We start from the raw sequence: 15009 nt of genomic DNA, 5'->3' as shown, positions 1-15009 counted from the left end.
TAACTTTATAACCTATTTATTTTTTGAAATAAATGGTTATAATTAAATCGATTTAATAACTTAGCTATCAGGAGACACTATGTCTAAACAAGAAAAAATTTGTCGCATTGTACGTTATATTACAAAGAATGCTAGCTGGCAGAAAACTTGCTGTGGCCATTTTCAGTGAAAACTATCACCTTAGATGAACTACTTAAATATGAAAATCAGCAAGTAGTTCATTATTTTTGTCATCATAATCCTAGATTTTCAATTGAACAAACGCAGCAATTATTTAAAGACTTACTAGGTTGGATGTGGCTTACTATGCATCGCAAGTCATCCAATCGGCATACCTATCTTTTTGGACCATTATTAATACTAGACGAGCTATGGCATGCTTTTATTTTACATACGCATGATTATATTTATTTTAGTGAAACCTACTTTAATGACTATTTTCATCACGTGATTGAACCAATTGGCCAAGAGCATGAACTAGCCCCTGAAGAATTAGCTGATTTCTTTGAAGATTGCTTTACGTATTTGGGAGAAGAATGGGTAGAACGCTATTTCGCTGATGCTTTTGCTTAACACAAAAGCACTAAACTTTTTTAACTCACAAGTAAACTTCAGTATGTACTCATGTAACTATATCGACAAGATTTTCTAGATGACGTATTATCTTTAAAGCTTATTTAAGAAAGTAGCGTCACCCATTACGTTTTAGATAAGTAATGCAGTATAGAGGCGCTATAGTTCACAAACTAAATTAGTTCATTTTAAATGAAAAGCAATGGACCTATTAACTATAGGAAATTCAGACTTTAAAATTAAATATAACAGCAACTCATTAAATCATGCTTGTTTTATAGCGAACTTAAATTATTAATTTAGTGCTTATAAACACTGATGAGAAGCAAGTATTAATTCTTTGGAGTAAAGTGATGACAGCTGGGCATATGTCGGCTTCTTTTGCCAGACGATTGCCATTAGTATCAGGCAATCAACAGATACCAAAGGTCTATTATCGTTCAAAATTATTTACCATTTCATTTACCACTAACCCTTTAGTAGCAGCGGCGGGACCATTACTTTCGCTGGTAGAGCGGTTAAGTATTAGCCCATCTTTACCACCTGTGCAAAACATCAGAGAAAATATTGAGCATGAATTGCGTGCTTTTCATAGTCGTCTAGATGGTAAAGCGTATACAGAGGAATTTGATGCAATAGCTCATTATCTTTTATGCGCTACTATGGATGAGCTCTTAGGAAAAAGTTACTTACGTTTACACGGTCGGCCTGCAGAATTTCAAGCATTTACGCCTTTATCCTATGATGGCATAGGGCCTGAAGAACACTTTTTTAATATTGTTAATCATATTAAAGAAAATCCTAATCAATATTTAGATTTAATTGAACTTGCTTATTATTGTCTTATCGCTGGATTTGAAGGTAAACAGCATCAAAGAGCAGATGGGCGGTTAGTATTAGATAATATGATAGAAGAATTGTTTCAGCTCATTCAGCAACATCGTGTTAATAAGCCCTGTTATTTGTTTAAAGAAACAAGAAAAATGGAGCTTACCAAACCAGGCTATAAATCTATGTTAATTATCAGTTTAAGTTTAGTAGGTGTTTTGCTAACAAGTTATATTACTAGCTATTTTCTCATCGATAACAAAGCCCGGGCAGTTCAATTTGGACATGCGGTAATAGCGAAACTGGATGATTAATGGATAAGTCATTACAAGCTTTATGTGAAGTTTTAAAACGTATTGGCGCACAATTAAAACCCGAACAAAACCCTATCTCATTTATTATTTTAACTGGCAAAATGAAGCAAGGGAAAAGTGCTCTTTTAAAACAAAGTTCACTTAAGCAATATACAGCAGATACTGAAAAATATGCACAATTTTTTTATAACGATTTAGGTATTATTTTAGAACTTGGCGATGCCTGGCTTAATCAAAGTGAAAATTTATTAGCTTATAGTTTAAAAAAATTAAATCGTGCTCATAAAGGAATTAAAATCAGCGGTATTATGCTATGTATTGATAGTAGTGAGCTTTTTTTAGCGGAACCTTTAAATTTGCAGGAGCAATGTAAGAGGCATTTCTTATTACTTGAACGCTTTGCAGGTGCCCTGGGCTATCCTACTGATGCCGCCTTAATGCTTACAAAACTAGATACCTTAGCTGGATTTGCTGAATTCTTTCAATCTGAACATGAAATTGACTTAAAAAAACCTTTAGGCTTCTCGCTTGAACCAGGAATTGAAGGGACTAAGTTATTTTCCCAATATAATCATCGCTTTGAGCAAATGATTGAATTGCTTGGGCAACAAATTATTAATAAATTGCATCCGGCCCGCTCAAGTTTAAAACGTACTTTAATTAGAGAATTTCCATTACAATTAGCAGGATTACGCGCACCCATTCAAACATTACTACAAAATATTAAGTCTGATTTAATACATCTACAGGCTATTTATTTTAGTAGCGCTGAACAAGGAGGCTTAAGCGTTGATAAGCTCAATAAAAAAATTCAGTATGAATATGCGCTTACGGTACAAGATAAATTCCCGCAATCTACTAATTATCGTGCCTATTTTATTGAAGGTGCTCTCTCTTCTTTTCAAATACAAACCCAATATCATTTACCTCAATTAAGTAAAAAACAACGTATTATTATTGCATCTGCAGCTTCCGTTGTAAGTTTATTTTTAGCCACTTTAAGCTATCAATACTTCAAAACTTATAAATTGCTGGATGAAACAAGTAAAGAGCTTATTGCTTATGAAACATTAACAAGCCAAGCTAATAAAGCCTCCGCCCTTTATCATCTCTCAATGGCAGAAACAAAACTAAATTTAATCCCTAATGGAATTTTACAAGTCTCTGTCATTAATCAACTCAAAACTAAACTACATAAAAATACTAAAATAAAATTACGTAATAATTTTTTAGCTGACTTAATTGCTAACCTTGAAGAAACTTTAACTAACACCTCACAAACGCAATCTGCTCGTTATCAAGCGTTAAAAATTTATCTTATGTTAGGAGAGCAATCACATTTTTCAGAAGCAGAAGTACGGCAATGGTTTGAGCAACATTGGCAAAGCACACATGCAACGCCTCTTGATGCTACACAAGAATTATTATTGAAAAAAGCTCTAAAACAACCCTTTCAACCACTTCCTATTAACCATCAACTTGTTACAGATATTAGAAATTATTTAAATGCGCTACCAGCAACCTATTTATATTATTCCTTAGCTAAAAGCTATTTTCCTAAAAAAATGCTTGCAATTAACATAAAAGGGTTTGCACTAGGAGCAAAAGAAATTCCTATTTACCTTACTAAGGAAGGTTTTAAGACAACTATCACTTCGTTATCAACAATAGTTAAAAAACTACAACAAGAAAATTGGGTTTTAGCAAGACAAGATTTAGACATATTACCTACCCAATTAGAGCAAGCTTATTTTTATGATTATATTACTTGGTGGCAAAATTTTGCTAAAAATACGCAACTTTATCATTATCAAAACTATGAGCAAGCCCGCCAACTTACTCAAATTTTGCAGCAAACAAATGCTATTCCACAAATACTGGCCTTTATACAGCAACAAACAAGCCCAGAAGCTGATCAACAGTTTATACTTTTTAATCAAAAAATTGCCAGTCAATTTACTCCTTTAAATTTAATTACTACTTCCGCAATTCAGGAATTTACCCAAAATATTAATGAGCTTGAAAAATTCTTAACGACTTTATCGCTTATCAAAGATAATGGCCAAACCGTTTTTAATCTGACCCGCTCACGATTCTCAGGTGGAGGTACAAGTGATCCCTTAAGTATGCTCTATAGCAAGGCAAAGCAACTACCTGAACCGGTAGCAAACTGGGCAAAACAAATAGCTGATGATGCCTGGTTTCTTTTTATTAACGATAGTAAGCAATACTTAAATAAAAAGTGGCAAGATAGTGTGTTTGATATTTATCAACGTACCATTGCTCAAAGGTATCCACTAGATTCTTTACAAAGTGAAGAAGTTTCCCTTGCCGATTTTAATAATTTTTTCGCGCCGCAAGGTATACTAAATACTTTTACTAATCAGTATTTAAAACCTTTTTTAGATACAACTCACCCGGAATGGCAACCCAAAGAACTTAATGGTTTTGTCTTACCCATCTCTACTGACTTAGTTAATGAACTTATTCGGGCGAATGTTATTTCTAATATGTTTTTCCCAGATAACTCTGCAACCAGTAAAATTGACTTTAGCTTACAAAAAATAAATTTAGATCCTGTGGTTGCAAGCCTTCAACTTAGTATTGGACAAATTGTTCTTAAAGATAATCAAAACAGTGAGTCATATACAAACTTTAGCTGGCCTCAGGCGGATGCTAAATTAGTTTTAAGCTCTATTGATGGTAACCATTTTGAACTTGAAGAAAAAGGCATTTGGGCCTTTTTCAAAATGTTACAGAAGGTTAACGTTTTAGTTGATAGTAATGATAGTGCTAGTTTACAAATCCTTTTTGAGGTAAATGGTAATTCAGGCCGATACTTGCTGAAAACTCAAAACCAAATTAATCCTTTTAGCCCTGGCATTCTAACTGGTTTTAATTTAAAAAAAGAAATTACTTAATTTAAAGTATACTTAAAATCATTTTTAAGTAACTAACTCTAAATTAGCTGAAATTGTTTTGTTTTCTTTCGCACTAGGCTGCTCTTTAGGAAAAAATCTAGTTCCCGAATAAATTTCAGTACGTTTATTAACTAGCTTATTTACTCTAGATACTTCCTGCATTGCAACAGAGATATTTTCTATTGCCTGCAGCAATAAAGCAGTGTCTTTTGCACACGAGAAACGTAGAATACCTTGCTTGCTATCTATACCAAAACCTGAAGCAGGTATGGTAGCAACACCAGCAGCATGTAATAAATAGGCAGCTATTTCAACATCGCTACTGAATGTATCTGCGCCTATTTTATTATGCATATCCTTAATAACCTTATTATGCTGCGTAAAAGTTATCGTATTAGGAATATGGCAGTTTAATAAGTGACTAAAATCTACTAAAAGATAAAAGCCATTACCGCCGTAAAAACTTTGGCAACCTAATTTATCTAATGCATTGCTAACTAGATTAGTATTTTCCTGATAAGCTAATTTTGCCTTTACTATCCACTCTTCGTAGCTAGGCGAACAATTTATTTTACTATTGACTGCAGCAATTAATGCTTGCTGAGTTAACGATGAAACCGAACAAATTTCGGTTGCTTGTTTGGTTGCCATTGCAGCTATTAATTTAGCACCCGCTGCAATCATGCCTATACGCATATTTGGCGCACCTATTAAGCCTTTCGAAGCAGAATTAATAACAACAGTGCGATTTTTAAAACTTGGATCAATATCTAAAATAGTTAAATGAGGCTTAACGGTAAGTTCTCGATAAACATCATCAATAATAATAGCTACTTCTGGATGTTGATTTAGAATGGTACAAAGCTCTCTTAGTATATCCTGATTTAAATCAACGCCAGACGGATTATTAGGAAAATTTAAAATAAGTAATTTTACCTTATTATGGGTTAACGTCGCTTTAAGTTCATCTAGGTTAGGTAAATAATGACTTAAATAAGGTAGGGCAATAAACTTACCACCTACAGCTTCTGTATGCACTTTATAAGTAGGATAAAAAGGCGTAAAGGCTACTACGCTATCGCCAGGATTAACTAAAACGTTAAAAGCGTTCCATAAACCTTGAGTAGCTCCACTACTTATCATGACTTCATCTTCGTTATATTCAACGCTTGGATAATATACCTGGTAGAGCTTTTTAATGGCTGCTAGGGTTTCTGGACAACCGGCCGGTGAGGAATATTGAAACTGGCTAGCCGTTTCTTTCTGGCCTAAGTAAGCTATTAAATCTGTTAATACTTCTTTATTAATTGGTAGATGTGGCTCGCCTACACATAAACTAATTACGGGATCTAATCCCATTGCAATGCGACTCTTACTAACTTTATCTAGTTGCTGAAAAATAGCATCAATTGCATCTGGCGTGGCATAAGTCCTGTCAGCTAAAATGATCTGATCTTCTTTATGCATATTTTAATCCTGAAAATGTTGCCCGGAAGGGAGCATAACATGGATAAGTTAATTTATGAACCTTAGTTTAAGAGCGTGTTTTAATGACCTACAAATAAAATTTAATTCTGTCTATATAGTAGTAAATTGTTTAAGCTAATTATTTTTTTAGAATTATTTTCATTATAAAACAGGTTGCCTTACAATCGATTCATTTAGGCAATTAGTTTTCAATATTATGCTAAATGAACGTATTTTTGATAAGGATGATGAATATTTTTTAGCTATGGCTAAAAAAGGTTTTCATAGTTTTTTGATGCTTGGTGTTATCGAAAACAATACTCCGCAATTACTTGCACGAGTAGGAAAAATTAATGACATTGATCCTGACTCAAAAAACATATACAAAACATTGTTTAAAAACCTCTATACAAAAAATCTAGCCAGACTGGTCGACGAAGGTCTTGCGCGTCACATAACACAAATTGATTCTATAGCTTATCAAGCTTATTCAATTAATTATGAGCAAATGCAAGAGTTTTTAGAACTGATTGCCTATTTGGAAAAGAAACAGTTAGAAAATAAAGGAGTTCGTGACGCCTTACATAGAATGTCTAGCGCAGGAATTAAGTTAAATAGCCAACCCATTAGAGCTTATGTCCCTATCAAAGAACAACTAAATAACGGTAATAACATTAAAGTTGTTTTTAGACATCAAGCTTTAAATGATTGGCACCCAATAATTAATAGTGTATCTATTAAAACCCTAGAAAGTAGAGATAAAATTGCTAAAGAAATAGGCGAAATTAATATCAACAATACATGTAGACATAGTGCTATCAATATGCTTGAGGCAATCCTTGCCTTTAAAACCAATATATCTACGCAATTTTTTATTCCTCTTAACTACAAAACTAAATTAAGAGGTGGTCTACCTGATAAAACCTCATTTTATGTTCTACCCCTGCCACCAACGATTTATAAAGATTTAAATCCTTATCAACTAAAAGCACTAAAGAAGCTCTATAAGCGATTAGAAGAGATTCCTAAGACGCATTACAGTGATCTTAAGACAAGAAAAAAATTTGCTGCAGTAAAAGAGCTATATAAAACGATAGCTGGTCAAACCACGCTTAGTGCAATTGAACTCTTACAAGAAGTCATAGATTTTGAAACTAGTAAAGAAGATCAGCTATTTCAGCAGCGCTCTAATAGATTTATTAGTTTTTTTACACCTACTCCTGCAACGAAAAAAGTTTTTCAAAAAATAAAATGTGATTTGTCGCAAGAAGCAAATGCTGACGAAAATCAATTATATTCTTTATAGTAATATAGCCTTAGTTAATTACACATCTAGATTTGATAAGCTAGGAAGAAAGAGAATCTGCTATAGAAACTAAGAGGATGCGTATAAAGAGATTAAATACTTGTGATGACCTTATTTTATCTTAATTTTTATTCATCCTATTTTTACTCTATTTTCTGAAAGATTTTTCATAGTATTCGAATTACTTAAATTTTAGTAAGATTAAACCACCAGGAATAATTCTTCTGAGGTTCATGGATGATCATCTCTTCTGCTTTAGATTATCGAATCGCTGCAAAACGTAAACTACCACGCTTTTTATTCGATTATATTGATGGAGGCGCCTATGCAGAGCAAACGCTTCGGGCAAACATAGATGATCTTCAAAGCATCCTATTAAAGCAGCGCGTTCTTAGAAAAATAGACGATTTAAAGCTAGAAGTAGAACTTTTTGCAGAAAAACTGAAAATGCCTATTATTTTAGGCCCGGTTGGTCTAACTGGAATGTATGCCCGTCGAGGTGAAGTTAAGGCTGCAAGAGCCGCTGCAAATAAAGGAATTCCATTTGTTCTATCCACAGTATCGGTGTGTTCTTTGGAAGAAGTCTCTGCAGAAGACTCTAAACCTATTTGGTTTCAGCTTTATGTGCTTAAAGATCGTGGCTTTATGAAACATGTTCTGGAAAGAGCTCAAGCTTTAGGAATTCGCAATTTAGTGTTTACTGTAGATATGCCTATGCCAGGTGCAAGGTATCGTGATGCCCATTCTGGATTATCAGGACCATTTAGTAGATCCAGAAGAATATTACAAGCGATGTTTAAGTCAAATTGGGCTTTGCAAGTTGGAATTTTAGGCAGACCACATAGTCTAGGAAATATTTCAGTCTATATGAATCAAGCTATTGGTTTACAGGATTATATTGGGTGGCTAAATAAAAATTTTGATCCCTCTATTAGTTGGGCTGATTTAGAATGGATTCGAAGCTTCTGGAAAGGTGGCATGATTATAAAAGGAATCCTGGATGCTGAAGATGCCCGAGAAGCGCTAAAATTTGGCGCTAATGGCATTATTGTTTCAAATCATGGTGGACGTCAACTAGATGGTACCTTATCCACTGCTAAAGCGCTACCGCCTATCGTAGACGCCATTGGAGATGAGTTAACTGTTTTAGTCGACTCAGGTATCCGATCAGGGCTTGATGTGGTTCGCATGTTAGCCCTGGGAGCAAAAGCTGTTTTATTAGGAAGAGCTTTTGTTTATGCTTTAGCCGCTCAGGGACAAAAGGGAGTAGAACATTTATTGGATATTTTTGCTGCTGAAATGCAAATTGCTATGACCTTAACAGGAGTTACTTCAATTTCACAAATCAATCAATCTATTCTTATTCGTTAACTTCATATAGAAAATAGTAATAGCTCCAGGGCCTATCTTAAGACTAAATGAAAATCATACTTCAAAAAGCGGAGTGTAGCCTTCTACATGAATATTTTAAATTATTATTTCATTCCAAAATGTAATACAGTCTTTCGGTGAGAAGGAGCAGTCTCTATTATCCTAAATCACCTTAGAAGGTAATACTTTAATATTGGTATCTTTTGAATAAGCTTCTAAAATATCATGAATAAGTTGCTCAATAGCACTGTCTTTTGCATCTTCTTCAATTAAGCCTTCTTGTGCTTTAACGGCTGCTAGACGATCTTCTACTTCTTTTGCAATAGAGCCATTAGGAAATAGGTTAGCTAATACTCGTCTTGCTTCCGCAGGCCCTAAGTGCCTATAAAGACGATTACGAACCGCAGCATCTTCTGCTGTAGTACTAAATGCCCATAATTCAATAGGTCCAAGTGTTAAAGTCAATAACTGCACATTGACCCCTGTTTTAGTGGCATATTGCGCTAAGAATGTAGCGCCCCCTGCCCGTGGACCATGAACTCGCGTACGCAAAGCAATTTTAGCCGTATTCGATAAACCAAAAATTTGTGTTGTTTTTTCTACTGCTTGCGAAGGGCCTGCATCCATAATATAAATAGACGTAGCAAAATCAATCATAACTGAGTCAAAATCTTCTACTGCTTGCGAAAGTAGAGCAATCTGTACTTTCCATTTTCTTCCTTCACGCATATCAATCAAGACTTGATCACGAACGGCTGCTGATTTAGCAGTACGGTGAAATTCGTCATAAACAATACGCTTTGGATCTTCGCGAATTTCTAAAATTCTATTTTTATGATAATCTTTATACTGATCAGGAATATTACTCAGACTTTCTTCAGTTAAGTAATAATGACGCGCTAGAACATATCGGGCAATCATATACATGACTGACGTTTGCCTATCGGCCGCATCGCCTCCACTTTTTGCTACCTCATCTAAGTCTAGTGATACCACACGTGCATCGCCTATATCAAAGCTTGTTACTCTAGATAAAATTGGATATTCACGTACTGCTCCTGAAATCATACGAGAGAATGCATTAATTAATGACTCACCCGTAGGAGTTGTAACCTTTTCATATAAATCTTCTATGGAAGCTGTACGACATATGGATGCAGCATCAGCAATCAAGGGCATAGCATAACGTTGAGCCAGCATTGCTTCATGAATAAAACCTGCGGAAAATAAAGAATCGGTTACTTCCCACCAGGTTGATTTTGAATCTCTAATAAAACCTATTTCTTCTAAAATACTATCGATAAACTCTTCCACGCCTGGTGCATAAGGCGTCGGATTAAATTCATCGGCCATACTTTTATACAATTCATCAACCACCATCCCGGTCAAATCAGCCATGCCATCATAAGGCTTAGTAGCGCCTAAAGGAGTAGTAAGCAACGTTAAAAAGTTCACTAAAAAAGAACGCTCTGACGCTGTAGGATAGCGACAACCAAGTTGAGTATCAAAAGGGTTAATTGAATATTCAGGAGTCATACGCAAGCGGTAATAGCTTACTAAATGCCGTTGAGACGCTGGTAATGCTTCTTTTAAAAGGGAAATTAAACCGCTACTTGAAGGACCAATATCAATAATAGCAATTCGTGGTAATCTATTTAAACCCGCTGATAAACATAATGCTAGGTTCAAAGCATTTGATAATACTGATTTACCCGAACCAGGACGCGCATAAACTAAATCAATCCAGGTTGTTTGTTGGGTAGAACCTGGTTGATAAGGCCATGGTTTACCATCAGGTGAACGAAATAAAATTGCACCATATTGCCAGGGAGAAGCAGGACGTGTGATAGGCAGCATGGTTACCACATCAGATAAGGGTGCAACTGAAGGTACAGCCGCACTATTTAGCGTCGCAGCTAGCATACTTGATGCAAATCCTGCAAATGGATCACCACAAATTTCAGATACATCGGTAGAACCCCAGCCTTGAATTGCTTTAACTAACTCAGAACTGCGGCGACGCAATAAAGGTATTTCACCTTCTCTAGCCCAGGTCGTTGCGACAACACGCAATTTTACAATTGCATCATCGGTATTGAGCTGTAAATATTTTAAAAGATTGACTGAATCACTAATTAGCCTATTTTGTGCAGAAGAGAAACTTAAAATTGCAGCTAATAAACCTTTAAATTTAATTGTATCTAGCCCTTCACTCTCAATTAAAAATGAAATTCGCCACGGTATATGGGAAGGTAAGATTCGTGAAAATAGACTAATAAAAGGCCTAACCTCTTTCGGAAATAAATCAATAAATACCGAAGAATAAATTTTATTACCTACCTGTACCGTCCTTAAATCGAGGCTAAAAGCATCTCTAGGAATGACTTGCTTTGCTAATGAAGGCCATAACAAGTCGGAAGGGTCACCCTCAAAATCATTAATTTCACGGGGGTAAATTTTATCGCCTGGTAAAGTCGCTCGCCAATCTTCAGCTGTAAAATCAGGATCAGCTGTCATGCGAATTGCATGCACTGCTTCATGAACTTCCATTAAGCTTGCAAAGATGTTAAGTGTTCCTAAATCATTTAAAATAGCGCGTACATACGCTTCATGTGTATCCCGCAATTCAGGAATTGCAGCGTAAATCGTTTGCGTGTTTTTAAAAGGCGGTGCTTTAATATCTCTTATCATTTTAAGCTTCGCCTTATTAGCAGCTTTTAACTGTTCCTGTGCTAAATTAAAAGGGCGAGTATATAATACAAAAAAAACCTTCTCATCAGCACAATATTGCGCTAAATAATCAATTCTTTCTCTAAATAAATCAGCTAAACTTAGCTCCAGTCGGTCAGCTGTACTATGTGCTGGCGCATAAATATTTTCAATAACCTTTTTAATATTTTGTTTATCGTGGCTAAAAAAAACTTGTAGCGCATGACCCGGCCTAGCCATAGCCGCTTGAAATGAATTAGTTAGACCTTCAACTAATATCTGAAATTCATCTGCTCCAGATAAAGCAGTAATTCCTTCTACTTTTATAATAGAAAGTAGTGAGCCATCATGCGTGACTAAAACTGTGGGACTATCGGCAGTTTCTAGCTCACAATAAGACTCTGTAGTTTGTTTTAAGGAAGTACTAAGCCAGGCGAAAAACGTATCTACACTTTCAAAAAAAGACTCTGCCCACTTACCCATACCCTTTCCTATTTTAGCTCTCAGTGCAACAATTGCAGCTAAAGTATAATTAATAAAAACAATTTATCATCAATTTATATTTCTGATAGTCACTTTAAAGATAGTCTGTATAATCAACTATTTCTAATATATATAGAATATATTCTTAATTAATTCGCTAACCACTAGGCTTAACTAGCAATTAGCTTAAGAATAACTAATAACGAATTAACAATATCATGATTCAAACTAACTTAAATAATTAATTTAATATCTAGCTAGTTCTACAATACTTTACTAGTTTCGCATCAATTTCTCTTGATTTTACTAAATAATTAGCCAGAATTTTTGTGTTAAATAAAATGGTAGTGTAAAAAAATAGATAATTTAACTTGCCTCAGCCATTTCTTCTAAAGCACTTGCAGCCCATTGCTCAATTTGCTTACGAAACTTAGCTCGGGATGCTAAAAGACGAATATTATGAAAAAGCTTATCTGCAGTCTCTAGAGATGCACCAGAATCAATAATTAATTGACCGAAAATAGCAGGATCACTTGTCCCTTCTCCAAATTTCTCTTCCACTGCTTGAGAACGGAATTTAAAACTGCGATAGATATTCTGTGCACTAGTTTTATACCCTGTATCATTCGTTATAGCACAAAATAAAACATGACATAAACTATTTAACTCGGCTTGTGAGAGCTCAGGTAGATAAATTAGCGTACCACCGCCGTATCCCCCGACGCCGACAGATTCTACAAAAAAGCATTGCGCACAAAAGCAGCATGCGGTAGCCATATTGCTTAAACGATTGTTTGTATAATTACCATCAAGGTTCACAACTTCTTGAAATAACTTAGCTTGAAATCCACAAAATTGACAAGTATAACGATCCCGCTGAAATACCTTTAATTCAAATGCCTTAAAACGCTCGTCAGCTTTTCTGGCTGAATACAAACGCCATGCACCGGGGCTTGCCACGAGATTTAACTTATTAAGCTCCTGCTTAGAAGCCATAGATAACACCTACATACGTTATAACAAAAACTTAAAAAAGTGCCAGAAGCCAAAAGGCTTCTGAACAATTTTATCCTATTAACCACTTGGAGAAGTAATAATCGATCCACTTGGACCAGCTACTTTTCCACCTGAACTACCAAACATAGTATATCCAGCCACATCTAAAATTGTAGGTAAGAACAGTAGCGCTGCTGCAATAAGCACTAACGCTATTGGGGTACCAATAGGAATTTGCGTTGGATTATCTTTATGTTGTTTAAATTTCATAATAGCACCAATAGAAAAACCTATCCCGGCTATATATGACCCAGCAGTAATTAGACGAGTCAAACTGGCAAATGACTTAACAATGTTAGATGCCATAGTACCGATGGTTTGACCAGATGCAAAAACTGCCTCTGCCATTAACATAAATCCAATACAAGCCAGCCAAGCAAATAACCTTTTAAAATTTATTTTGTCAAAAAAAGCTGAGCTTTTCACATTTATTCTCCTATAAATTAACTTGTACCATATAAAGTATTATTAATTATTTGTAACGTAAGAACAATGTTCATCGCAACAATACCACCGAAAACGTGAACCATTCCTTTACCTAACCCACCTGGAGGTTGCCCTTGTGAAGATGAACGTGCAATTAAGACCCAACCTCGCACAAAAGCAATTAAACCGACGACCTGAATAATAATTGCTAAGGATTGTCCAACTACACTATCGCTACCGAATAATGTATTTAGGGTCGGATTTTGACTATCTATAGGCGCATATTGAAGGATACTAGATGAACCAAATGTTGTGTTAAGTAGAATACCTAACCCGGTAGGAAAATAAATAAAAATTCCTGCTACAAAAAGATAGACTAAAGGCTCTTTAAGGCTAGTATTATTCGACATCATTGTACGTGCCTCTCCATAAGATTTTAGACTATAAATCGCTTTAAATGCAAAAGATACACCTATTACATATGCAGCTCCTGTAACAAGCCTCTCTATAGGAATTAAACTTTTAGCAATATTAACAATTATATCTGCATTAGAGGTTATCCAATTTGTAACTGAACTACCACCTGCCATAATAGATTGCCTCAACTATCTTGCTGACTGAACCTAATTACTTGCCCTGAACTTGTCAAGACCCGGCCTTGATTAGGATCAATCAATTTAACTACTCCATAACCTGGAATATTCGTCCCTTCCCTTACCGTAAGTGTAGACCCATTTGAAGCAATTAACCAAGCTCTACCTGGAATAACCGCTTGAATATAATAAACGTTACGTGGAACGATTATTTTCGTCACTACCTTTTTCACTTTAGGTGTTTTTTTTACAATTGTTAATGCGGTAAGTTGACTAGCCTGCCTTTCTATTGTAGCAGAAAGTGTATTAATTATCTGAGCTAAATTCTCAATTTTTACATTTAAATTACTTATATTCGAATTAATTCCATTAAGTTGATTAGTAAGAGCATTTATATCTGACTGAATAGTTTGTTGATTAATATCTATTGCTGATATTTTTTGCTCAAGCTGGCTTAGATCAGGCGACGGCGTTGTGTTCACTGTAACGGCAGTTGGCGTAGTTGTAGTAGTAGACGAAGTCGTTGTCTGGGTAGGCGTCAATTCTGTGGGCTGTACAGAGGTTGTTTCTGGCTGCGATACTTGTGTCTGCGTATCTGCAGCCTGAGTTGGTACGGTTGCAACTGCTGAAGAATTATCGGTACTAGTATCAGTAGTAGTTGTTGCAGTAGTTGAAGGTTGATTTGATGAAGTTGTTATAGAAGGAATGCTAGCTTCTTTAGAAGTAGACTTTTTAGTAAATGAGCCAATAAATTTATAAACCACAAATGCTACTAAAACTAAGGCTACAGCAATAAGTGCATTTCTAATAATATGGCTACCACCACCATTTGGACGTACCGGTGTTGTATGATTATCTAAAGCGTCTTCCTGGCCCATGGGGTCAGTACTAACATTATCGTAATCTACAAATTCATACTCATCATTATCGTCAATTTTGTCTACCATGTCTTACCCGCTTAA

Annotated in this window: 11 protein-coding genes; 5 read left to right on the top strand and 6 right to left on the bottom strand. The window is 35.3% G+C overall.

The features are described 5' to 3' along the window. The first annotated feature begins 165 nt into the window (after positions 1-165). From ACNVED_RS03335 to icmF, 3 genes are all read left to right on the top strand, one after another. The gene (locus ACNVED_RS03335; protein WP_419420346.1) at positions 166-573 is read left to right on the top strand and encodes a hypothetical protein; all 408 of its coding nucleotides are present in this window, start codon (positions 166-168) and stop codon (positions 571-573) included. Between the two features lie 353 nt (positions 574-926). Continuing rightward, the gene (gene icmH, locus ACNVED_RS03330; protein ID WP_419420345.1) at positions 927-1715 is read left to right on the top strand and encodes a type IVB secretion system protein IcmH/DotU; all 789 of its coding nucleotides are present in this window, start codon (positions 927-929) and stop codon (positions 1713-1715) included. Then, the gene (gene icmF, locus ACNVED_RS03325) at positions 1715-4636 is read left to right on the top strand and encodes a type IVB secretion system protein IcmF (RefSeq protein WP_419420344.1); all 2922 of its coding nucleotides are present in this window, start codon (positions 1715-1717) and stop codon (positions 4634-4636) included. The genes icmH and icmF overlap by 1 nt, the downstream gene beginning before the upstream one ends. A gap of 24 nt (positions 4637-4660) precedes the next feature. On the opposite strand, the gene ACNVED_RS03320 is transcribed toward icmF, so the two are convergent. Continuing rightward, the gene (locus ACNVED_RS03320) at positions 4661-6103 is read right to left on the bottom strand and encodes a pyridoxal phosphate-dependent aminotransferase (RefSeq protein WP_419420343.1); all 1443 of its coding nucleotides are present in this window, start codon (positions 6101-6103) and stop codon (positions 4661-4663) included. A 217-nt stretch (positions 6104-6320) separates the two neighbouring features. On the opposite strand from ACNVED_RS03320, the gene ACNVED_RS03315 reads away from it, so the two are divergent. Both ACNVED_RS03315 and lldD read left to right on the top strand, forming a co-directional pair. Then, positions 6321-7409, top strand: coding sequence for a hypothetical protein (locus tag ACNVED_RS03315; protein ID WP_419420342.1), 1089 nt, complete (start codon positions 6321-6323; stop codon positions 7407-7409). Positions 7410-7646: 237 nt separating this feature from the next. After that, the gene (gene lldD / locus ACNVED_RS03310) at positions 7647-8780 is read left to right on the top strand and encodes an FMN-dependent L-lactate dehydrogenase LldD (protein ID WP_419420341.1); all 1134 of its coding nucleotides are present in this window, start codon (positions 7647-7649) and stop codon (positions 8778-8780) included. Positions 8781-8942: 162 nt separating this feature from the next. Here lldD and ACNVED_RS03305 read toward each other — a convergent pair whose 3' ends face one another. From ACNVED_RS03305 to icmG, 5 genes are all read right to left on the bottom strand, one after another. After that, positions 8943-11972 (bottom strand): type IV secretion protein IcmB, encoded by a 3030-nt coding sequence (locus tag ACNVED_RS03305; protein WP_419420340.1) that lies wholly within the window; start codon positions 11970-11972, stop codon positions 8943-8945. A gap of 366 nt (positions 11973-12338) precedes the next feature. Beyond that, positions 12339-12968 carry a type IVB secretion system protein IcmJDotN gene (gene icmJ / locus ACNVED_RS03300; protein WP_419420339.1) on the bottom strand — a complete coding sequence of 210 codons (630 nt, stop codon included), beginning with the start codon at positions 12966-12968 and terminating at the stop codon, positions 12339-12341. A 78-nt stretch (positions 12969-13046) separates the two neighbouring features. Further along, positions 13047-13382 carry a type IV secretion protein IcmD gene (locus tag ACNVED_RS03295; protein ID WP_419421137.1) on the bottom strand — a complete coding sequence of 112 codons (336 nt, stop codon included), beginning with the start codon at positions 13380-13382 and terminating at the stop codon, positions 13047-13049. Between the two features lie 89 nt (positions 13383-13471). Beyond that, positions 13472-14044 carry a type IV secretion protein IcmC gene (locus ACNVED_RS03290; protein ID WP_419420338.1) on the bottom strand — a complete coding sequence of 191 codons (573 nt, stop codon included), beginning with the start codon at positions 14042-14044 and terminating at the stop codon, positions 13472-13474. Between the two features lie 11 nt (positions 14045-14055). Beyond that, complete coding sequence (gene icmG, locus ACNVED_RS03285) at positions 14056-14994, bottom strand: type IVB secretion system protein IcmG/DotF (RefSeq protein WP_419420337.1); 939 nt, start codon at positions 14992-14994, stop codon at positions 14056-14058. Positions 14995-15009: the final 15 nt, after the last annotated feature.

The sequence above is a fragment of the Legionella sp. D16C41 genome, assembly GCF_048541585.1.
Lineage (GTDB): Bacteria > Pseudomonadota > Gammaproteobacteria > Legionellales > Legionellaceae > Legionella_C.
Note: the sequence above shows the minus strand (reverse complement) of the source record. Positions and strands in the feature narration are given on the sequence as shown.